Consider the following 21851-nt stretch of genomic DNA (forward strand, 5'->3'; position numbering starts at 1 on the left):
ATATGTGATAGAGTAGGGGGGATTTGATGAAAAAAGGATGGATAATCGGTATAGTCGTTGCCGTTTTACTGGTCATTTACGGGGCATCTTCGTACAACGGACTTGTAAGTGCCAGTGAAGACGTCGATAATAAATGGTCACAGGTGGATAACCAATTAAAACGAAGAGCGGATTTGATTCCGAATCTTGTCGAAACGGTGAAGGGTTATGCTTCGCACGAAACGGAAGCCATAAAAGCGGTGAGTGATGCCCGCTCGAAGCTGGCCGGTGCCAATTCGACTGAAGATGCGATTGAAGCTGATCAAGAATTGAGCGGGGCCTTGAGCCGTCTTTTGGTTGTTGTCGAGAACTATCCGGATTTAAAGGCCAATGAGAACTTTAAGGGACTCATGGATAGTTTGGAAGGAACTGAAAATCGGCTGACGGTAGCACGAAAAGACTATAATGATGAAGTTACCAACTATAATAAGATGATTAAACGCTTTCCGAAGAATATGATGGCAGGAGCGTTCGGGTTCGATGCCAAACCATATTTTGAAGTGACCGATCAAGAAAAAGAAACGCCAAAGGTTGATTTCGGGAGCGATAAATAATGAAAAAACTCGCTGTGTTTGCGCTATTCTTCAATCTCACGTTCAGTTTAGCAAACGTGGCCACAGCACAACCTAACATTCCTGAACCAGTTGGGGATATATATGTTCAGGACTTCGCCGGAGTCCTGGATGATCAGGAAAAATCCGAACTCATCGAACTTGGGAAACGACTGGATGATGCCACAAAAACGCAAATTTCCGTTTTGACGGTTGATTCGATGGAAGGATCCGAGATCGAGGAGTACTCGGTCGAAGCGTTAAGATCATTCAAACTTGGTGATGCCGAGCTGAATAATGGAGTCCTCATTGTGCTAGCCATGGAAGAACAGAAAATCCGTATTGAAGTGGGGTACGGTTTGGAAGGGGCCATTACCGATATAAAATCTGGACAGATTTTGGACAATGTGGCTATCCCTGCGCTGAAAGAGGGCAAATATGATGTTGCCCTGACGGAAACCTATAAGGCCGTATATAACGATGTCACGAAAGAATACAACCTGGGTGACGAGTTTTATCAAGATCTCTCCGTCCAGCCTGAGTCAGAAACCTTTCAGCCATCAGGTTTACAGATTTTCCTCATTATCATCGTTGTCATCATCGTATTCATCCTCGATGCCAAGTTCTTTAAAGGGTTTTTCCTTCAAACGCTAATCAATATCCTTTTGATATTCATCAGTCGCGGAGGTGGCGGCGGCCGTGGAGGCGGCGGCGGTCCACGAGGCGGCGGCGGAGGAAGTTCCGGTGGCGGAGGTGCCAGCAGGGGCTGGTGAAAGCAGGTGGATCTGACCGGGAAACCGGTCTTTTTTTTATGCATGGCCCCTGTATTGGACCAACAATGGAAAACCTTTCAGCACATCTATTTTCATTAGTAAAGAGATAATAAAAATGTTCGGAAAGGCGGGATGACCTTGCGGACGTTTTCTTTATTGAAAGGAATGCCGGTTTTTACAATCAAAGGAGAAAGAATCGGCACGGTCCACGATTTATCAATTTCTGAAATGGGACAGGTAACAGGCTTGGTCGTTCATCAGCAAGCATTGTTCAAAAGAGCTTTTCATTTGAAACTTGACGATATTTCTTCATTCGGTCCAGATGGGATCGTCATCAGCGAACAAGATTCGACCTTCAGGAAAGTGCCTGCGGATTCCATTTGCCTATCGAAGGACGAATTATTGGGACGCATGCTGTTTTCAGAAATGGGCGAAGAACTTGGTTTACTGCAGGATGTATATTTCAAGGAAAAAATGGGCACGATTATAGCGTATGAAACAACGGATGGGTTTTTCTCGGAGTCGACAGTGATAGAATCAAAACAGCCGCCTGCATTAGGGAAGGATACCATCATTGTTTCAGTTTATGAACAGTGAGGTGTCCATTTTGGAAATTAAATGTCCGAATTGCCGCAGTAAAGATGTTGGGAAGATTGGCGTAAATCAATATTATTGTTGGAATTGCTTTATTGAAATGACTCTGTCCGAAGGGCTCATCAATACGCACCAGGTCGAGGAAGATGGAAGTTTAAGCTCATTGGACGATTTGTTTGAGGAAAATGACCGCCGCTTCAGTATGTAATTAACGGAAGAGGTGTTTGCAATGGCTAGACGTTCACGCAATACTCTAATGAATATGGGTTCGGACTTGATGAACTCGAAGATGATCAAACGGAACATGAAGAAAATACGCAAAAGATTAAAGTCATTATTATAGCAGGAATGGGTGTCCTGATAATGAGGGCACTCTTTTTTATGTATGAAAACCTTCCGCCTTTCGAAGAATAAATGAGCGGGAGGTGTTTATTGTGAGTATTCGTCTAAAGTGGTTTTATCGCCTGGGTTTTTTATTGCTCTTATTTTTCGTTATCTATATTTTTATGAAACTTAAGCCCATGTGGGGACCTGCCGTTACTGTATGTGTAACGGTACTGCTGCCTTTTTTGATCGGTGCGTTCATCAGTTACTTGCTGCACCCTGTAGTGGAATATTTAAATGAGAAAGGGATGCGTCGCTGGCTTTCGATAACGATCATCTATTTATTGTTTTTCGGGGGGATCGGTTTTGCTGTTTATAAAGGTATTCCAGTGATCGTCAGCCAGGTTCGCGAGCTGTCGGAAAGCGTGCCGGAACTGGTTGAACAGTACCGGGGCAGGATTGATAAGCTCAATCATCAAACGGCGGCCTGGCCGTTCGGAATTCATGAAAGGTTCGAAGAGGGTGTCACCCTTTTCGAAGGCTGGCTGAAGCGTATTCCTGAAAAGGCGATGGAGTATGCAATGAAGATGATTGATTTCATCGTCCTGATTGCGTTGATTCCATTCATAGCTTTTTATATTTTGAAAGATTTCACCGTTTTAAAAAAAATGGCATGGTATATGACCCCGAAAAAATGGCGCAAGCAGGGACGGGCATTCGTTCGTGATGTCGATGCATCGCTTGGCGGCTATATCCGCGGACAAATCATCGTCTGTGTCGTGATCGGTTTGATTTCCTCGCTGCTCTTCTGGATAGTCGGAATGAAATATCCGCTTCTTTTGGGGGCGATAATCGGGATAACGAATGTCATTCCGTATTTCGGGCCGATTATTGGGGCCATTCCTGCTGTGGTCATCGCCGCGACAATGTCAGTTAAAATGGTGTTGATCATCGCGGTCATCGTGCTTGTACTTCAATTTCTTGAGGGAAATATCCTGTCACCGCTAATAGTCGGTAAAAGCCTCCATATGCATCCGCTGTTCATCATGCTTGCATTATTGACCGGAGGCGAAATAGGCGGTATCGCGGGCATGGTCCTTTCGATTCCCATCTTGGCTGTGTTGAAAGTTTTTGTACTTCATGCCCGCGTTCACTTTAGAAAGAAGCCGCCCCTTATTGACAAATAAAAGTCTTGTGAATATAATCCATAACATAAGATAATTCGTTGAAGGATGAAGTATGCTGAAGTCCATCTAAAGAGAGGGGTCCCCCAGGCTGAAAGGGACTGCCAGGTGAAGAGCAGCAGAAAGCTAGTCCTGAGAGCAGCTAATACCTGCCGTCATGCCGCGTTAAGGCTTTTATGAAGGTGATGGGCCTGGGATGAATTCCTGCGTCCATAATCAGGGTGGTACCGCGAGTCAACTCTCGTCCCTGTTTTTGGGATGGGGGTTTTTTGTGTGCTCAAAATTACATAATTTTTTAAAAGGAGGATATATATATGAAGTATTTAACTGGTGCTCAAATCCGCCAAATGTATTTAGATTTTTTTAGTGAAAAAGGCCATAACATCGAACCAAGTGCGTCACTGGTCCCTCATGAAGATCCATCATTGCTATGGATCAATTCCGGGGTGGCGACGTTAAAGAAATATTTTGATGGACGGGTGATTCCTGAAAATCCAAGGATTACGAATGCTCAAAAGGCAATCCGTACAAACGATATTGAAAACGTGGGGAAAACGGCACGTCATCATACGTTTTTCGAAATGCTCGGTAATTTCTCCATTGGTGAATATTTCAAAGAAGAAGCCATCACATGGGCATGGGAATTTTTGACCGATGAAAAATGGATTGGGTTCGACAAAGTTAAATTGGCTGTGACGATCCATCCTGAAGATGATGAAGCGTTCGAACTTTGGAATAAGAAAATCGGTGTTCCTGCTGAAAGGATCATTCGCCTGGAAGAAAATTTCTGGGATATCGGCGAAGGTCCAAGCGGCCCGAATACGGAGATTTTCTATGACCGCGGACCAGCATATGGCGATGATCCGAATGATCCGGAACTATATCCAGGCGGGGAAAATGAACGTCATCTGGAAGTATGGAATCTTGTGTTTTCTCAATTCAACCATAATCCGGACGGTTCTTACACACCGCTTCCAAAGAAAAATATCGATACAGGGATGGGCCTTGAACGTATGGCTTCCGTCGTTCAAGATGTGGCGACGAACTATGATACGGATTTATTCATGCCAATCATCCGCGCAGTCGAAGAGATATCCGATGTGAAATATGGTGTTGATTCAGAAAAAGATGTTGCATTCAAGGTCATTGCCGACCATATTCGTACGGTAGCCTTTGCAGTAGGTGACGGGGCTCTTCCATCAAACGAAGGCCGCGGTTATGTATTGCGCCGTTTACTCCGCAGAGCGGTTCGATATGCTAAGCAAATCAACATCAATCGACCATTCATGTTCGAGCTTGTGACGGTCGTCGGTGAAATCATGAAAGACTTCTATCCTGAAGTCCTCAAGAATAAGGAGTTCATTGCAAAAGTAATCAAAAATGAAGAGGAACGTTTCCATGAAACGCTAAATGATGGACTGTCCATCCTTTCTGAAGTCATTAAAAAGGAAAAGGAAAAAGGCAATACGACCATTCCAGGCAGCGATGCATTCCGTTTATATGACACATATGGTTTCCCGATTGAGTTAACGGAAGAATATGCAGAGGAAGAAGGCATGACGGTCGATCAAGCTGGATTTGAAAAAGAGATGGATGCACAGCGTGAACGTGCCCGTTCAGCGCGTCAAGATGTTGATTCCATGCAAATCCAAGGCGGGGTATTGGGCGATATTAAAGTTGAAAGTGAATTTGTCGGATATGATCAAGTTGCTGTCGAAGCCAAAGTTGCAGCCATCATACAAAATGGCGAGCTTGTAACGGAGGCACAAGAAGGAGAGGAAGTTCAAGTGATACTGGACAGGACTCCTTTCTACGCGGAAAGCGGCGGACAAATAGCCGATATAGGAACGATGGCCAGTGAATCGGTGAAGGTAGATGTCCTTGATGTCCAAAAAGCTCCTAATGGCCAGAATCTGCACCGTGTAACAGTTACTGCAGGCACGTTAACAGCAGATTCCAATATCGTTGCTTCGGTAAATCAAGAAAATCGCATCCACATCACGAAAAACCATACAGCGACGCATCTTCTGCATCAGGCGTTGAAAGATGTGCTTGGTACACATGTCAACCAGGCTGGTTCACTCGTACAGGCTGAGCGCCTTCGCTTCGATTTCTCTCATTTTGGCCAGATAACGGCGGAAGAGATTGAAAAAATCGAAACGATTGTAAATGAAAAGATTTGGCAAAGCTTACAAGTGAATACGGATTATAAAAACATCGAAGAAGCGAAGGCTATGGGCGCAATGGCCTTGTTCGGCGAAAAATACGGCAAGATTGTACGTGTCGTTCAAATAGGCGATTACAGTCTTGAGCTTTGCGGCGGTGTCCACGTCCCGAATACAGCGGTGATCGGCTTGTTCAAAATCGTTTCCGAAAGCGGCATCGGTGCAGGGACTCGCCGTATAGAAGCGGTAACGGGTGCCGGGGCGTACAAATTGATGACTGATCAAATCGGTGTCTTGAAAGACGCGGCTGCTAAATTGAAAACGAACTTGAAAGACGTACCTTCAAGAATTGAAACGGTACTGGCTGAAGTGAAGGATCTTCATCGCGAGAATGAAAGCCTTACTGCAAAATTAAGTAATATTGAAGCAAGCAGCCTTGTTTCTAACGTAAAAGACGTAAATGGGGTTCAAGTATTGGTGGCAAAGGTTCAAGCTACCGACATGAATAATCTGCGTGCCATGGCGGATGATTTGAAACAAAAGCTCGATTCTGTCATTATCGTATTAGGTTCGGCTCAAGGCGATAAAGTCAATTTGATTGCCGGGGTGACCAAGGATTACATCGACCGCGGTTTCCATGCTGGTAAATTGGTCAAAGAAGTTGCTTCCCGTTGCGGCGGTGGCGGTGGCGGACGTCCAGATATGGCCCAAGCAGGCGGAAAAGACCCTGAAAAATTGGATGCAGCACTTAATTTTGTTGAAGAATGGGTCTTATCGATTTCATAATCAATGGAAAGTGTTGTACAATGTAGGTAATAGTGGATTCTGGACGCTGAGGAGAGGTGCATGTTAATGAGTTCCTTTGATAAAACGATGAAATTTAATTTTCCCGAAGAACCATTCGAAAGAGATGTACAAGAAGTATTGTCTCAAGTTTATGTTGCACTTCAGGAAAAAGGTTATAACCCGATAAACCAGATTGTCGGTTATCTATTATCTGGTGACCCGGCCTACATCCCGCGCCATATGGATGCTCGAAACATTATTCGTAAGCTTGAACGCGATGAAATCATCGAAGAATTGGTTAAGTCGTATCTTAAGAACCATCGAGAGGAATACTAATGCGCACAATGGGACTTGATTTAGGTTCAAAAACCATCGGCGTTGCCCTGAGCGACGCGATGGGTTGGACTGCACAAGGATTGGAAACGATCAAAATTAACGAAGCTGGAAATGACTTCGGCTTTAAACGCCTCAATGAAATTATAAAAGAGCATGATGTTTCTAAAATTGTCCTCGGTTTACCTAAAAACATGAATGGGACTGTTGGACCGCGAGGCGAGATCAGCCAAGATTTCGCTAAACGATTAGAAAATAAATTCAAGCTGCCGGTGTTTCTCTGGGATGAACGGTTGACAACTATGGCGGCTGAACGTGTCCTTCTTGAGGCGGACGTGAGCCGAAGCAAACGCAAGAAAGTCATTGATAAAATGGCAGCTGTCATGATTCTGCAAGGATTCTTGGACAGACAAACAAATTCAATATGAGGTGAATACAAATGGAACACGGCGAAAACAACATTACAGTAGTAGATGAAAACGGAAACGAGCAGCTATGCGAAATCCTTTTCACATTCGACTCAGATAAATTCAACAAATCTTATGTACTTTACTATCCAATGTCTGCAGAAGATGAAGAGGAAGAAATTGAAATCCACGCTTCATCATTCGTACCGAGCGAAGATAATAAAGATGGCGAACTTACACCGATCGAAACAGAAGAAGAGTGGGATCTTGTCGAAGAAATGTTAAATACATTCCTTGACCAAGAAGAAGCGGAAGAAGAATAAGATCAGAAAAAAACCGGCCCCTATTAGGTCGGTTTTTTTTTGAAAAGAGGCTCAATCTGAAATTTTAAAACAAAGTTGATTGGAGCGGGTGAGCGAGACTCCTTCGCGGAAAGCGAGTGCCTGGAAAGGAAATCAACGTTCAAATTATACAAACCAAATTGTAGACATAATGGCCGGTTTTTCATTTATGTACCAGTAACCCCTTATCTTTTCTTTACGAATAAAAGCATAAAAGTAGCGAACGGGCCCAAAAATAATGATAGCAAGAACCAATTCAGCGCCGTTCTATTTTTACCTTGAGCAAGTCCAGCGTTTATGAGTGCCAATGTCCCCCAACCTACAAAATAAGAATGATCCAACTCCTCCACACCTTTCTTCATCTTAAATTAATAATACCATTCCTACATGAATATTCCTGTCATTGCCTGAAATGCCTAACACATGAAGGAAACAAATTTTTAAGTTGAGTAAATAATTAAAACAAAGTTGATTGGAACGGTTGTGCGAGACTCCTGCGGGAAAAGCGCGTCTAGGGGAGACCCCGCAGGCGTAAGCCGAGGGCGGAACGCCCGCGGAAAGCGAGTGCCTGAAGTGGAAATCAACATACCCTCAAAAAAAATGTAGACAAAGTTATCACTATTTTCCTATTAAATAATACCTGTATATTGACAAAACTAGTGCATTTTTGCCATAAATAGAGTATTGATGAATGTAGTTTTGCAAAAAACATGTAATTATTTGTTGATTTTAGTATAATGTTCGAAGCAAAGATTAATTAGAGAAAGCATCATCTAGAAACCATTCTGTAGTTGGTGTGAGTTTGCAGGGGGAATGAACATGGATGAAAAAGATAAAAATTTATCTAAAAAGGAACATATCCGAATGAAATTGTTAGAACAGCAAGGAGAAGCCAAGCTGGTTCGTAAAATCATCATGATTACGATAGCTTCGCTTATTTTACTAATTGGAATAGTTGGTCTTGTGGGCTTTTTATATATCAACTCAGCCATGAAACCAGTCGATCCGGATGATGACACCATCAAGAAAGTGAAAATCCCAATCGGTTCTTCCGTTAACGGAATTTCCACACTGCTTGAAGAGCAGGGAATAATCAAGGACGCACGCGTATTCAAATATTATATTAAATTCCGCAATGAATCCGGTTTTCAGGCAGGGGAGTATAAATTATCACCTTCCATGCCGATTGAAGATATCGTCACAAGCATCAAAACCGGAAAACTCATGAAGGAAGCTGCAATGAAGATCACGATTCCTGAAGGAAAACAGCTTACTCAAATTGCCGATATCATCGCAGTGAAAACGGGTGAAGATCCGAAAAAGGTCTTTAAGAAATTGAATGATAAGAAGTTCGTTAACTCCATGCAAGAGAAGTTTCCGCAGCTCTTGACCTCGGAAATTGAAAATGAAAAGGTTTTATATCCACTTGAAGGGTACCTTTTCCCAGCTACGTATGACTTTTACGAGGAAAAGCCGACCCTGGAATCGATCGTCATCGAGATGCTGAAGAAAACCGAAGAGACATTGCAGGCTTACGAGAGCCAAATGGACAAGAACGATTATTCCGTACACGAGATGCTGACCTTCGCTTCTCTTGTCGAAGAAGAGGCGACGGCACAGGTCGATCGCGGAAAAATAGCTTCCGTCTTTTACAATCGTATTGAAGAAGATATGCCGCTTCAAACGGATCCGACCGTTTTGTATGCGAAGGGTTCACATAAGAGCAGGGTGTATTACAAAGACCTTGAGGTGAAATCCCCTTATAATACGTATAAGAACAAGGGGCTGCCGCCAGGGCCGATTGCAAATGCCGGAACGACATCGATCGATGCGGTACTGAAACCTGAGAAAACGGATTACCTGTACTTTTTGGCAACACCTGAAGGGGAAGTCCTTTACTCCAAGACCTTGGATGACCACAATAACAAAAAGGCAGAGCATATTTCCAATAAATAAATAAAAAAATGCAATGAGACTGAGGGGGGAGAGATATTACTTTCCCCTTGTTTTTATGATAGAATAGTACAAGTGAATTTTTGATCCGATTCTTATCGGTGACGTAACTCGGCGAATGCCGGGTTTTATTTTGAAAGATAAGGAAATGTAGATCGTCAAGCATACTTGTTTCAGCTCCTTGTGAAGAAATTGTTCAATCGATTTTTTCATGTTACTGACCAAGCGCTTTTGTTTTCCTTATAAATGGAGGAAACGTTTTGAACGGAAAAATAGAACAATATCTTCATTCCTTAATTCCGGAGCGTACGGGTTTGGTTAAGGAGTTGGAAGATTTTGCGATGGAAAATAATGTGCCGATCATGGAGCCTGAAGGAATTGAGGTGCTGCTTCAGATTTTAAGGCTTCATCAGCCAAAGGTGATATTGGAAGTAGGTTCGGCAATTGGCTATTCGGCCATAAGGATGGCTGAGACCCTTCCGGAAGCTCGAATCGTCACACTTGAACGGAATGAAGCCCGAATTGAGCAGGCAAGGGCTAACTTCAAGAAAGCGGGACTGTCGGAAAGGATCACCCTCATTGAAGGGGATGCCCTTGAAGCGGGACCGAAAGTGATGGAACATGGCCCGTTTGATATCATCTTCGTTGATGCAGCTAAAGGGCAGTACAAGCGATTCTTTGAACTGTTTGAACCATTCCTTGCTGGTGCTGGCATTATCATTACTGACAATGTTTTATTCAAAGGCTTGGTTGCCGAAAACATTGAAGAAATGGAAATGACGAGAAGAAAGCGAGCTCTTATCAAAAAAATCAGGGACTTTAACATCTGGTTACATGACCATCCCAATTTCGATACAGTAATTTTGCCGATTGGTGATGGTGTGGCCATTAGTAAACATAGAGGTGACAAAAATGAAAAAGCCTGAATTACTCGTGACTCCGACAAGTGTCGATCATATAACAGAACTCATCGAGGCTGGCGCTGACGCCTTCGTGATTGGCGAACAACGTTATGCGCTAAGGCTGGCAGGGGAGTTCAATCGTGAAGATGTAGAGAAGGCAATTGAGCTTGCACATGCTGCGGGCAAGAAAGTGTACGTATCCATGAACGCCATTTTTCATAATGAAAAAGTGGACGAGCTTGAAGGGTATGTTACATTCCTTAAGCAGGCTGGTGCCGACCGGATCATTTTCGGTGATCCCGCAGTCTTGATGGCTGTCCGTGCCGTCGCACCTGATATGCCCCTGCACTGGAATACAGAGATGACGGTAACGAACTGGTACACATGTAATTACTGGGGAAAACGCGGTGCTGTCCGTGCCGTTGCTGCCCGTGAGATAAGTCTGGACGAGATAGTGGAAATGAAGGAAAATGCCGAAGTGGAGATTGAAGTGCAAGTGCATGGCATGACATGCATGTTCCAATCAAAGCGTACGCTCCTAGGTAATTACTTTGAATACCAAGGCAAGGCATTGGAAGTGGAAAATCGGAAGGAACATAGAAATATGTTCTTGCATGATAAAGAACGTGAAAATAAATACCCGATTTATGAAGATGAAAATGGTACACATATCATGAGTCCGAATGATATGTGCATGATTGATGAACTTCAGGAATTGATTGAAGCGGAAATTGATTCACTGAAAATCGAAGGGTTATTACAAACACCGGAATATGTCATTGAAATGACAAAGTTATATCGGGAAGCGATTGACGTATGTGCTGAAGACCCTGACCGCTATGATGATATCAAATCGGAACTTTTTGAAAAAGTCAAAGCGGTTCAGCCGGATAACCGTGAGTTGGATACCGGGTTCTTCTTTAAAGAATCGGTTTATTAAAGAAAAGGGTAAGAGAAAGAGGAGGAATAGCCTTGAATGCTATTGCTGATAAAATTTCCAAGATCGTTGATGGAAAGAGAGTCATTGTAAAAAAACCGGAATTGCTGGCTCCGGCCGGCAACCTGGAAAAATTAAAAATTGCCGTCCATTACGGCGCGGATGCCGTGTTCATTGGCGGTCAGGAATATGGTCTTCGTTCGAATGCCGGCAACTTCACGTTTGAGGAAATGAAGGAAGGCGTCGAATTCGCTAGTAAGTATGGTGCCAAAGTATATGTAACCACGAATATCTTCGCACATAATGAAAATATCGATGGACTGGATGAATACCTGGAAGGTCTTCAGGAGGCTGGGGTTCATGGTATCATCGTCGCCGATCCATTAATCATCGAAACTTGTAAAAGGGTCGCTCCGAACGTCGAGATCCATTTAAGCACACAGCAATCGCTATCGAACTGGAAGGCTGTTCAGTATTGGAAAGAGGAAGGCTTGGAGCGTGTTGTTTTGGCACGTGAGACGAGTGCTGATGAAATCCGTGAAATGAAAGAGAAGGTCGATATCGAAATCGAGGCTTTCGTTCATGGGGCCATGTGCATTGCCTATTCTGGACGCTGCACCCTTTCGAACCATATGACGGCGCGTGATTCGAACCGCGGCGGCTGCTGCCAGTCTTGCCGTTGGGATTATGATTTATATGAGTTGGGTCAAGACGGGGAAAAGGCTTTATTCGATAAGGAAGATGCTCCATTCGCAATGAGTCCAAAGGACTTGAAGCTGATTGAATCACTGCCGGGCATGATTGAAATTGGGATAGACAGCTTGAAAGTCGAAGGAAGAATGAAGTCCATTCACTATATCGCAACGGTTGTCAGCGTCTATCGTAAAGTGATTGATGCGTATTGTGCCGATCCGGACAATTTCAAGATTAAACAAGAATGGCTGGAAGAGCTTGATAAGTGTGCGAACCGTGAGACGGCATCATCGTTCATGGAAGGGGAAATTCCTGGGTATAAACAGCAAATGTTCGGGAATCATACCGTAAAGACTCGCTTCGACTTCGCAGGATTGGTGCTTGATTACGACGAGGAAACTAAAATCGTTACCATGCAGCAACGCAACTTCTTCAAGCCTGGGGATGAAGTGGAGTTTTTTGGACCGGAAATCGAAAACTTCACTCAAAAAATCGGTACGATCTGGGATGAGTCAGGTAAGGAGCTGGAGGCAGCCCGCCATCCGCTTCAAATTGTCCGCATTCAAGTAGATAATAGAGTTTATGTGAACAATATGATGCGGAAGGAGAATTGACATGACAAGAAAGAAACCAGTGGTCATCGGAGTTACCGGAGGGTCGGGATCAGGTAAAACAAGTGTTACCCGTTCCATTTTTGAATTCTTTCAAGGACATTCCATCTTGATGATCGAACAAGATTATTACTATAAAGATCAAAGTCATCTGCCTTTTGAAGAGCGCTTGAAAACGAACTATGATCATCCGCTTGCATTTGATAATGATTTGCTAATCGATCACATTAACGCATTGCTGCGCTATGAAACGATAGAAAAACCCGTTTATGATTATTCGATCCATACACGTTCGGAAGAAGTCATCACAGTTGAGCCCCAGGATGTCATCATCCTTGAAGGGATTCTTGTACTGGAGGATGAGCGCCTCCGAGACCTGATGGATATGAAGCTATATGTTGATACGGACGCAGACCTGCGGATCCTTCGCCGGATGACCCGTGATATTAAAGAACGCGGCCGTTCCATAGATTCCGTCATCGAACAATACATCAGTGTCGTCCGTCCGATGCATAATCAGTTCATAGAACCGACGAAGCGTTATGCTGACATCATCATTCCAGAAGGCGGTCAGAACCATGTGGCGATTGACCTTATGGTGACAAAAATACAAACAATCCTTGAACAAAAGTCTTTTTTGTAATAACATAGCATAAATAATGATAGGTGCCATTTTCCTCCGTTTATTAAAATAATCCCATTTATTTATTGGGAAAGACTGGACAAATGTTGGAAAACGCAATACTCTATTCTTGATACAGAACGAACCGGCTGCTCACCGCAGTCGGTTTATATACTAAGGAACGGATTGTTTCTTAGTATCGAAGCGCGACTTTTTAGTCGCGCAATTATATATTTTGACTCGATTTAGGGTTAAGCACTATATAGTACATAAACTTGTCACAGCGAATGCTTGCTGTAAAGAATTTGAAGGAGTGAAGGGTTTTGGCAATTGAAAAAGAATATCCAATGACTAATGAAGGTAAGTTAAAGCTTGAACAGGAACTGGAACAATTAAAAACGGTTAAACGTAAAGAAGTGGTGGAAAGAATCAAAATCGCCCGCAGTTTTGGGGACCTTTCCGAGAACTCAGAGTACGATTCCGCAAAAGAAGAGCAGGCTTTCGTTGAAGGACGTATTACAACAATCGAAAACATGATCCGTAATGCAAAAATCATTGAAGGCAATGATTCGGATACAGATACAGTTTCACTTGGAAAATCGGTAACATTCGTGGAACTTCCAGATGGTGACGAAGAAACATATTCCATCGTAGGAAGCGTTGAAGCGGACCCATTCGAAGGGAAAATCTCCAATGATTCCCCGATCGCGAAAAGCCTGATAGGGAAACGGGTCGGCGACAAGGTATCGATCATGACTCCTGGCGGCGAAATGAGTGTCAAGATTGTTTCCATCGACTAAATAAAATGCAAAAGAGGATGTCCTTGGGGGCATCCTCTTTTTTAGCGGAAAAGTGCCGCGTTAAATTTGTTCATAATTGTTTAAAAATTCGCACCTCGTCAACAATGGTTACCGAGGTGTATTTTATGAAAAAGAAACGAATGAGGTTGCTGGCTCTTTTTTTGACCACTTTTATGCTGATGCTCATAGGCAGGCTTGCCTACATCCAACTTGTATCGACAGAATCTTTTTCAAAGCATGATGTGAACCTGTTAGAAGCAAGCGTGAATCAGCGTTCACAGATATTAAAGATTGATGATGGACGCGGAAAGTTTTATGACAGAAATGGAGAAGCGCTTGCACATGAAGAAATCCCGACGCTCGTCCTATTTCCATTTTTAAAGAAAATGACATGGCCCATAGATGAAGTGGCCTCGATAATAGGGAAATCGGAAGCGGAGTTAAAACGTGCGATAGAAGAAGCGGATGAACCTTTCGTATTTGGCGGTGATGAACCGATAGAGCTGACGTCCAGCCAATCGAAGGCAATCAATGAATTGAAGATTCCCGGGGTCTTTGCCGTGAATGAGAAATTATATCATGATCAAACGCCTGCAGCGCAATTGATCGGGACGACGAACATATCAGATGCGGAAAAGAAAAAACGTTATCCGGACATGAATTTATCTCCTGAGACGAAAATAGGCAATACAGGACTGCAAAGGACCTTCGATGAGTTCTTGCTTTCCACTGGGGAATCGAAGCTCGTTTTTCACGTGGACGCCAGCGGAGGACCAATGTTCGGTGTCGATGTTAAATATGTGGAACCTGCAAATCCGCTTTACCCGGTGAAGGTCATGACGACGATCGATAAAGAAATTCAGGAGAAAGCGGAGAAGCTCGTCGATGAACGCGGAATAAAAAAAGGCGGCCTCGTACTGATCGATATTGAAAAAAGTGAAATCGTTGCGATGGTATCACGTCCGGCGCTTAATATAAAAGATCCGAATGGCGAAGGGGCCGTCAATATGATGCTGACTCAAAAAACGCCGGGATCCGTCTTTAAAACGGTCACGGCAGCAGCGGCCATCGATTATGAAGCCGCTAGTCCCACCCGGACATTTAATTGTAATTTGACGATAGACGGTAAAACGGATAAACAAAGGGAGCTGGGCGTACTTAATTTTGAAAATAGCTTTGCCCAAAGCTGCAATAGGACTTTTGCCGAATTGTCACAGGAAATAGCAGAGAAGGATCCGGACTTTTTGGATAAATATGCAAAAATGTTAGGGCTGGTTGGTGAAACGGGCTGGCAAGGGGACGTATATCACACTGAAGTCACTCAGTTGCATCATGAACAAACAGGGAAGGTCTGGCATGATGACGATTTAAAAAAAGATCCCAAAATGATTGCCAAAACGGCAATTGGCCAGCAGGATGTCCAAACGACACCGCTCGCGATCGCGAATATGATGGCAACGATTGCCCGCGGCGGCAAGAAGGAACAGGTCAAAGCCGTTTCAAAGGTCGAATTTAACAATAGTACGACCGTTGTCGATTTTCCCAATCAAAGTATTGGCGGCGCGACACTTTCTCCATATACAACGATGAAGATGCAGCATCTTCTTAGGAAGGTCGTGACGGAAGAGAAAGGGACGGGCGCTTCCTTGAGAGGTTTGCCTGTGGAGGTCGCCGGCAAGTCTGGAACAGCTCAGACCAATATCGAAAAAGGGGAGCTCAATAAATGGTTTGCAGGCTACTTTCCATATAAAGATCCCCAATATGCTCTTGTTACCGTAAGTTTTGAAACGAAGGAAAACAGTTCCAGCATGACGCCTCTTTTTTCAGATATTGTAAAAGTCCTGTACTCCAAGGACCAGGACAAGAGCGAGAATTGACGAAAAGTGTAGGAAACCCTTCCCTTCTATCTCTGGCTAAATCATGTTAAAATGAGGCAGTAAGAAATGGTAAGGGAGGAATGGACCTTGGGCTCACGTTTCAATCAGAGAGATCAAAAAAGAAAAGTAAATAAAATATATAATATTGCAATCACCATCGTTTCCATTTTAATCGTCATTGTCGCAGTCTCGATTTTCTTAAGTGATGATGGCACCGAATCAAAAAAAGCCACGACTGAACCAAAGCAAGTCGCCGAGACAGAAAAGGGGAAAGTAGTGGACAAACCTTCTGGCAAAGAGGAAGAAACGGATTCAGAGAAGGAAGACGCAGTAGGTGATAGTGAAGCAACAGAAGAAGATGCCGAAAAAGAAGATAGTAAAGCAACAGAGGAAGATGCAGAAGAGAAGACCGAAGATGATGCAGATCCAGAAAAAGCAGGAGATGCCGAACTTGTGGAAGTGGAAGGCAGCGGCGATGGCAACGTTGCGGCTACATATACAAGTGAGGGCTGGAAACCAGTAGGAACGGAGCAATCCGGGGAGCACACTACTAGCTTTGAAAAGGGCTCGGTCGATTGGAATGAAATGAGTAAAGCGATAGCAAGTGGAGCTGGAATCGATGAAGGCAACATGAAACTATGGTGGCTGCAAAACGGCGGTTCGACCACCACAGCAATCGGTACCGTTTCTGAAGGGGATAATCCTAAAACCTTCCGGGTTTATATTGAATGGGTGGACGGATCAGGTTGGAAACCTGTAAAAGTCGAAGAGCTGAAGACAAACGATAAAAGGTAATGGTCATAAATGTATAAACGAAAAACCCCCGAAAGGAATTCCGCTTTTCGGGGGTTTTTCATGGTAATCATTTTTTTGCTTTAAAGTGGACGACTGCACTATAAAAACGTCTGCCCTCTTCACTTACATGCATTTGGTGTGACACGGATTCCACCTGAAGCATGATCGCTTTATTGATTTCAATTTGTGATTGAATTTTTTCTTCAAGATTCTTAATGCTTTCTGCCTCGAAAAATTCTATTTTATCTTCGAATAAGTTTAAGTCGAGTTGAAAACTCATGACTGTTCCCCTCCAACATTCAGATACTGTTAGTTTAACACCATTTTGGCAGAATCTGAACCTAATGAATTTGCCTAAAAACAAGAACTGTTTCTCAGTTTATTTCATACTATGCTTATAGGTTTTATTATCTTATTATAAAAGGTGATTAAAAATGGGCAGAGAATTTATAGATTTATTTGAAGAATGGTCGATATCGTATGATGATACCGTTGGTGGACACGATATTGAGTACCAAGAGGTTTTTAAACATTATGATGGCATATTGGACAGCGTCACCGATCGGGCTTTTGGTCATGTGCTGGAGTTTGGGGTAGGTACCGGGAATTTGACGGAAAGGCTTTTGAAGAAAGGCCTAAAGGTATCGGGAATAGAACCTTCACCTGCGATGAGGGAAATAGCGGTAAGCAAGCTGAGCGGAAAAACGGAAATTGTAGATGGCGATTTTATTGATTTTCCGAAGCCGGAACAGGTTGATTCGATCGTGAGTACGTACGCGTTTCATCATTTAACCGATGAAGAAAAAGAAAAAGCGATAGTCAACTATGGAAAGTTACTGAATACTGATGGTAAAATAGTGTTTGCGGATACGATGTATCAATCAAAGGAAGCGCATGAACGAGCGATTCAAGATGCAAGGCAGGCAGGCTTTCATAATTTGGCGAGCGATTTGCAAACGGAATATTATACTACGATTCCTTTTTTGGAAAAAGTGCTTGAAGATAATGGATATAAAGTAAACTTCGAGCGCTGCAATCAATTTGTCTGGATTATGGAGGCGGAAAAATTATAGGAAGAGGTTTTTACTAATGAAGGTAGCCATAATAGGAGCAATGGAAGAAGAAGTTACGATTTTACGTGATAAATTGGAAGGTTTGAAGCAGGTGACCATTGCCGGTTCCGAGTTCAATACAGGCACACTGAATGGTGTCGAGGTCATTTTGCTTAAATCGGGTATCGGTAAAGTGAATGCGGCAATGTCCACTGCAATCCTGTTGGAAAAATTCAAACCGGATGCGGTCATCAATACTGGCTCTGCCGGCGGGTATCATCCAGAACTGAATGTAGGGGATGTGGTCATATCCACGGAAGTACGGCATCATGATGTCGATGTGACGATTTTTGGATATGAATACGGTCAAGTACCTCAGCTGCCTGCAGCTTTCACACCTGATGAAAAGCTTTTTGCAATCGCAGAAGAAGCAGCAAAGGAAATCGAGGATATACAAGTTGCTAAAGGGTTGATCGTGACGGGGGATTCTTTCATGAATGATCCTGACAGGGTTGAATTCGTCAGAGGGAAATTCTCTGGTTTATACGCGGTGGAAATGGAAGCGGCAGCCATTGCACAGGTAGCCTTCCAATTCAAAACACCTTTTGTCATCATTCGTTCCCTTTCGGATATCGCAGGTAAGGAGTCCAATATTTCCTTTGATAAATTCCTGGAAACTGCGGCTCTTCATTCAGCGTCACTGATTTTGAAAATGGTTGAAAAAATGAAATGAGAGGTAAGTGATCAGCGGAAGCCTTTCTGCTGATCATTCTTTATTGCATAATCCTTATTAAATTGGTAGGATAACTATGAAAGGATGTCCGAATATGAAAGTCTTTCAAAACATTCATGAGTTGATAGGGGAAACGCCGATGATGGAAATCACCCATTTCCCGCTTCCGGATGAAGTCCGTATCTTTGCCAAACTGGAATACTTCAATCCGGGAGGCAGTGTGAAGGATCGGCTTGGCCAAGAACTGTTAGCCAAAGCGTTGCAGACAGGGAAGGTGAAAAAGGGCGGGACGATCATCGAACCGACTGCCGGAAATACCGGGATCGGCTTGGCGTTGGCTGCGATAAACAGCGGAGTGGACGTGATATTTTGTGTTCCGGAGAAATTCAGTACCGAGAAACAGGAATTGATGCGTGCCCTTGGAGCGAATGTGATCCAGACCCCGACAGAGGAAGGAATGACAGGAGCAATTGCCAAGGCTAAGGAGCTGCTGGCTGAAATTCCAGGATCATATTGTCCCCAGCAGTTCGCCAACCCATCCAATCCTGATGCATATTATAAAACGCTGGGACCTGAGATATGGGAACAGATGGAAGGCGATGTGGATGTGTTTGTTGCCGGTGCCGGGACGGGCGGGACATTCATGGGAACATCGCGATATTTAAAAGAAAAGAACGCTGCTGTCAAAACGGTCATTGTCGAACCAGAAGGATCGATTTTAAACGGCGGAAAAGCAGGACCTCATAAAACAGAGGGAATCGGGATGGAATTTTTACCTGCCTATATGGATGAAACGTATTTTGACCAAATCCATACGATAAGCGATCGTGACGCTTTCCATATGGTAAAGGAATTGGCGATTAAAGAAGGCCTTCTCGTCGGCAGTTCTTCCGGTGCGGCATTTGCAGCGGCCATGAAAGAAGCAGCCGAGGCTTCCCGGGGGGAGAATATCGTCGTCATATTTCCGGATTCCAGTGAACGATACTTAAGCAAAAAAATTTATCAGGGAGGAATGTAAAATGAGAAAGAAAACACAATTGATCCATGGCGGCATTTTTGGTGATGAACAAACAGGGGCGGTTTCGGTGCCGATTTATCAAGTGAGCACCTATAAACAGGATGGTCCGGGGAATCATCGGGGATATGAATATTCCCGCACAGGCAACCCAACCCGCCATGCCCTCGAAGAATTGATCAAGGATCTCGAGGAAGGAAAAAGAGGTTTCGCATTCGGATCAGGAATGGCAGCGATGACTGCGGTAATGATGCTGTTCAGTCATGGTGATCATGTATTGATGACCGATGACGTTTATGGAGGGTCTTTCCGGGTCATCACAAAAGTGCTTAACCGCTTCGGGGTGGAAGCCACGTTCATCAATACGAGTGACATTCACTCGATCGAAAAAGAGATAAAGGACAATACGAAGGCACTGTTCATTGAAACTCCGACGAATCCATTATTGAAAATCACCGATTTGGAAGAGGTATCAAAAATAGCTAAAGAAAACGGCATCCTCACCATTGTGGATAATACCTTCAGTACGCCATACTGGCAAAATCCGCTTTCACTTGGAGCCGATATCGTGCTTCATAGCGCGACGAAGTACCTGGGGGGACACAGCGATGTTGTAGCGGGTCTTGTCGTGGTGAATGATGAAAAGCTTGGCGATGACCTTCATTTCATCCAAAACTCTACAGGAGGCGTGCTAGGGCCGCAGGATTCATGGCTGCTGATGCGAGGCATTAAAACGCTGGGAATCAGGATGGAAGAACATGAAAAAAATACATCTCAAATCGTTCGTTTCCTATCCGGGCATGAAGGCGTTTCGAAAATCTATTACCCAGGTCTTGAAAACCACCCAAATCACGATATTGCCAAAAAACAATCGCGTGGATTCGGCGGTATGGTTTCATTTGATGTCGGCAGTGCGGAAAAGGCCGAGTCCGTTTTGAATAAAGTGAGATTCTTTACACTTGCGGAAAGTCTGGGGGCAGTGGAGAGCTTAATTTCAATTCCGGCCTTGATGACACATGCTTCCATTCCGGCTGAGCGTCGTGCAGAACTTGGGATAACTGATGGGTTGATTCGTATTTCAGTAGGTCTGGAAGATGTTGAAGACTTATTGGAAGACCTGGAACAAGCGCTACAAGGATAATCGTGGATGGACCGCCTCATAGCTGACTGCCATTATTTACACCCTGTCATTTGGAATAAATATGGTAGAATGAGATATCGGTATCTTATTAGCTTGAAAGAAGGTGGAATGGCATGAAAAACCGCAAAAAACAAACGGCGTCAATGCTGCGTTCGAAAATGGTCGATTTTAAACAGTTTGCGATCACTTTGTTATGTGTGGGTTCGTTCTTCTATATAGGAACCATCCTTCCCTCTGGCGACAAAGCGATGATAGACACATATGTCTATATGGGAGCGACAATAATGTTCCTGGGCATATCCATAGTATTTTTCTCATTATCCAAAAAATACAAGAAGATCTTGGCCGAAATGGATGACCAGGATACTTTACAACAATAGAAGCAAACCTGATTCTTTAAAAGAATCAGGTTTTTTTATTTTTCTAGTGTTTTGCCCATCAAGGGGAGATTCATCATACTTCTTGCCTCCTTCATTTAATAAAAGCTCTTGAAAGTGGGTAAAAAGATCGAAATTTTCAAATAAATAGGCAAAAGCCGTTTACAAATATCGAATTTGTGGATATACTTACCAAGTAATAAAAAATATTCCAAAGGAGGTCGAAGAAAATGATATTGTATCTACATGGAGTCGTCGCAATCAGCCGGTCCGTTTCAATTGACAATCACATAACATTCGACCTGTGCCAAGCGGAATATTTCTAAAGCAATTTGGCTTTATTAATCATTCAGACATAGCGGCCGCAGGGAGAAGTGTTTTATCCTGCGGTCTTTTTATATTCTCTAAAAAAACCCGCAGGAGGACGTAACTTTCTGCGGCCTTTTTATGCCTTTTTGTTGGGCCGCTCCCTTAAAGGAGGTGATATTATGACACTGAATATGCTTTTTTTCACAATCACGATTAAAATGAAAAAAATGACTGCCGAGGAATGTTTGCAACAGGAGAGAATCCACAAGATTCGAGAAGAACATCTAGATAAAGCGATGAAGCATCGTCCTTTTTTCTAAAAACATATGAGGTAGGTATCCCGTTCGTAAAAAAATTTTAAGAAAGGTGGAGGTTAAAATGTTGAATTTGTTTTACGTAAAAGGAGAGAAGCGTTGCTATTGGCAGGAGAAGGATACCGGCTAACGGATGTGCCGGTGCAATGCCAGCATTGTCATGGTTTGTATGTATATGGACAGCGGAAAATACGATTGGAAACTTGATAAATTGAAGGTTTGT

24 protein-coding genes are annotated in these 21851 nt (G+C 43.5%); 23 read left to right on the plus strand and 1 reads right to left on the minus strand.

Annotated features, from left to right (window positions below):
- The first annotated feature begins 23 nt into the window (after window positions 1-23).
- The 17 genes from ACIQ0C_RS01505 (at window position 24) to ACIQ0C_RS01585 (ending at window position 16687) form a co-directional block, all read left to right on the plus strand.
- Complete coding sequence (locus tag ACIQ0C_RS01505; protein ID WP_403056284.1) at window positions 24-593, plus strand: LemA family protein; 570 nt, start codon at window positions 24-26, stop codon at window positions 591-593.
- A complete protein-coding gene (locus tag ACIQ0C_RS01510; RefSeq protein ID WP_403056287.1) occupies window positions 593-1363 on the plus strand; it encodes a TPM domain-containing protein in 771 nt (256 codons plus the stop codon). Before ACIQ0C_RS01505 ends, ACIQ0C_RS01510 begins: the two co-directional genes overlap by 1 nt.
- Before the next feature lie 138 nt (window positions 1364-1501).
- On the plus strand, window positions 1502-1960 hold the full coding sequence (locus ACIQ0C_RS01515; RefSeq protein ID WP_403056290.1) for a PRC-barrel domain-containing protein: 459 nt from the start codon (window positions 1502-1504) through the stop codon (window positions 1958-1960).
- A complete protein-coding gene (locus tag ACIQ0C_RS01520) occupies window positions 1950-2165 on the plus strand; it encodes a hypothetical protein (protein WP_063233024.1) in 216 nt (71 codons plus the stop codon). The genes ACIQ0C_RS01515 and ACIQ0C_RS01520 overlap by 11 nt, the downstream gene beginning before the upstream one ends.
- Window positions 2166-2391: 226 nt before the next feature.
- On the plus strand, window positions 2392-3468 hold the full coding sequence (locus tag ACIQ0C_RS01525; protein WP_402835123.1) for an AI-2E family transporter: 1077 nt from the start codon (window positions 2392-2394) through the stop codon (window positions 3466-3468).
- A gap of 311 nt (window positions 3469-3779) precedes the next feature.
- Window positions 3780-6416 carry an alanine--tRNA ligase gene (alaS, locus tag ACIQ0C_RS01530; RefSeq protein WP_403056293.1) on the plus strand — a complete coding sequence of 879 codons (2637 nt, stop codon included), beginning with the start codon at window positions 3780-3782 and terminating at the stop codon, window positions 6414-6416.
- A 66-nt stretch (window positions 6417-6482) separates the two neighbouring features.
- The gene (locus tag ACIQ0C_RS01535; protein ID WP_034311358.1) at window positions 6483-6752 is read left to right on the plus strand and encodes an IreB family regulatory phosphoprotein; all 270 of its coding nucleotides are present in this window, start codon (window positions 6483-6485) and stop codon (window positions 6750-6752) included.
- Entirely contained in the window at window positions 6752-7177 is a 426-nt protein-coding gene (ruvX, locus tag ACIQ0C_RS01540; RefSeq protein ID WP_034308633.1) for a Holliday junction resolvase RuvX, read from the plus strand. Before ACIQ0C_RS01535 ends, ruvX begins: the two co-directional genes overlap by 1 nt.
- Before the next feature lie 11 nt (window positions 7178-7188).
- Window positions 7189-7479 (plus strand): DUF1292 domain-containing protein, encoded by a 291-nt coding sequence (locus tag ACIQ0C_RS01545; protein WP_034308630.1) that lies wholly within the window; start codon window positions 7189-7191, stop codon window positions 7477-7479.
- A gap of 837 nt (window positions 7480-8316) precedes the next feature.
- Entirely contained in the window at window positions 8317-9453 is a 1137-nt protein-coding gene (gene mltG / locus ACIQ0C_RS01550) for an endolytic transglycosylase MltG (RefSeq protein WP_403056296.1), read from the plus strand.
- A 257-nt stretch (window positions 9454-9710) separates the two neighbouring features.
- Window positions 9711-10376, plus strand: coding sequence for an O-methyltransferase (locus ACIQ0C_RS01555; protein WP_403056299.1), 666 nt, complete (start codon window positions 9711-9713; stop codon window positions 10374-10376).
- On the plus strand, window positions 10363-11292 hold the full coding sequence (locus tag ACIQ0C_RS01560; protein ID WP_402835119.1) for a peptidase U32 family protein: 930 nt from the start codon (window positions 10363-10365) through the stop codon (window positions 11290-11292). Before ACIQ0C_RS01555 ends, ACIQ0C_RS01560 begins: the two co-directional genes overlap by 14 nt.
- A 32-nt stretch (window positions 11293-11324) precedes the next feature.
- Entirely contained in the window at window positions 11325-12596 is a 1272-nt protein-coding gene (locus ACIQ0C_RS01565) for a peptidase U32 family protein (RefSeq protein ID WP_402835118.1), read from the plus strand.
- Window position 12597: 1 nt separating this feature from the next.
- On the plus strand, window positions 12598-13236 hold the full coding sequence (gene udk / locus ACIQ0C_RS01570) for a uridine kinase (RefSeq protein WP_034308619.1): 639 nt from the start codon (window positions 12598-12600) through the stop codon (window positions 13234-13236).
- Between the two features lie 302 nt (window positions 13237-13538).
- The gene (gene greA / locus ACIQ0C_RS01575) at window positions 13539-14015 is read left to right on the plus strand and encodes a transcription elongation factor GreA (RefSeq protein WP_403056302.1); all 477 of its coding nucleotides are present in this window, start codon (window positions 13539-13541) and stop codon (window positions 14013-14015) included.
- Window positions 14016-14140: 125 nt separating this feature from the next.
- Window positions 14141-15892 carry a peptidoglycan D,D-transpeptidase FtsI family protein gene (locus ACIQ0C_RS01580; protein ID WP_403056305.1) on the plus strand — a complete coding sequence of 584 codons (1752 nt, stop codon included), beginning with the start codon at window positions 14141-14143 and terminating at the stop codon, window positions 15890-15892.
- An 87-nt stretch (window positions 15893-15979) separates the two neighbouring features.
- Complete coding sequence (locus tag ACIQ0C_RS01585; RefSeq protein WP_403056308.1) at window positions 15980-16687, plus strand: YrrS family protein; 708 nt, start codon at window positions 15980-15982, stop codon at window positions 16685-16687.
- Between the two features lie 67 nt (window positions 16688-16754).
- Here ACIQ0C_RS01585 and ACIQ0C_RS01590 read toward each other — a convergent pair whose 3' ends face one another.
- Window positions 16755-16967 carry a DUF2536 family protein gene (locus tag ACIQ0C_RS01590; protein WP_402835113.1) on the minus strand — a complete coding sequence of 71 codons (213 nt, stop codon included), beginning with the start codon at window positions 16965-16967 and terminating at the stop codon, window positions 16755-16757.
- A gap of 154 nt (window positions 16968-17121) precedes the next feature.
- Between ACIQ0C_RS01590 and ACIQ0C_RS01595 the strand changes: the two genes are divergently transcribed.
- The 6 genes from ACIQ0C_RS01595 to ACIQ0C_RS01620 all read left to right on the plus strand — a co-directional run bounded on the left by ACIQ0C_RS01595 (window position 17122) and on the right by ACIQ0C_RS01620 (window position 21634).
- Complete coding sequence (locus ACIQ0C_RS01595) at window positions 17122-17760, plus strand: class I SAM-dependent DNA methyltransferase (RefSeq protein WP_403056311.1); 639 nt, start codon at window positions 17122-17124, stop codon at window positions 17758-17760.
- A 16-nt stretch (window positions 17761-17776) separates the two neighbouring features.
- On the plus strand, window positions 17777-18472 hold the full coding sequence (gene mtnN, locus ACIQ0C_RS01600; protein ID WP_403056314.1) for a 5'-methylthioadenosine/S-adenosylhomocysteine nucleosidase: 696 nt from the start codon (window positions 17777-17779) through the stop codon (window positions 18470-18472).
- A gap of 94 nt (window positions 18473-18566) precedes the next feature.
- Window positions 18567-19490 carry a PLP-dependent cysteine synthase family protein gene (locus ACIQ0C_RS01605; protein WP_403056317.1) on the plus strand — a complete coding sequence of 308 codons (924 nt, stop codon included), beginning with the start codon at window positions 18567-18569 and terminating at the stop codon, window positions 19488-19490.
- Window position 19491: 1 nt separating this feature from the next.
- Window positions 19492-20628 (plus strand): bifunctional cystathionine gamma-lyase/homocysteine desulfhydrase, encoded by a 1137-nt coding sequence (locus ACIQ0C_RS01610; protein ID WP_402835108.1) that lies wholly within the window; start codon window positions 19492-19494, stop codon window positions 20626-20628.
- Between the two features lie 113 nt (window positions 20629-20741).
- Window positions 20742-21008 carry a YrhC family protein gene (locus ACIQ0C_RS01615; protein WP_403056320.1) on the plus strand — a complete coding sequence of 89 codons (267 nt, stop codon included), beginning with the start codon at window positions 20742-20744 and terminating at the stop codon, window positions 21006-21008.
- A gap of 485 nt (window positions 21009-21493) precedes the next feature.
- Window positions 21494-21634, plus strand: coding sequence for a YrzI family small protein (locus ACIQ0C_RS01620; RefSeq protein ID WP_072273247.1), 141 nt, complete (start codon window positions 21494-21496; stop codon window positions 21632-21634).
- Window positions 21635-21851: the final 217 nt, after the last annotated feature.

The organism is Peribacillus sp. NPDC096448 (assembly GCF_044762675.1).
Lineage (GTDB): Bacteria > Bacillota > Bacilli > Bacillales > DSM-1321 > Peribacillus > Peribacillus frigoritolerans_B.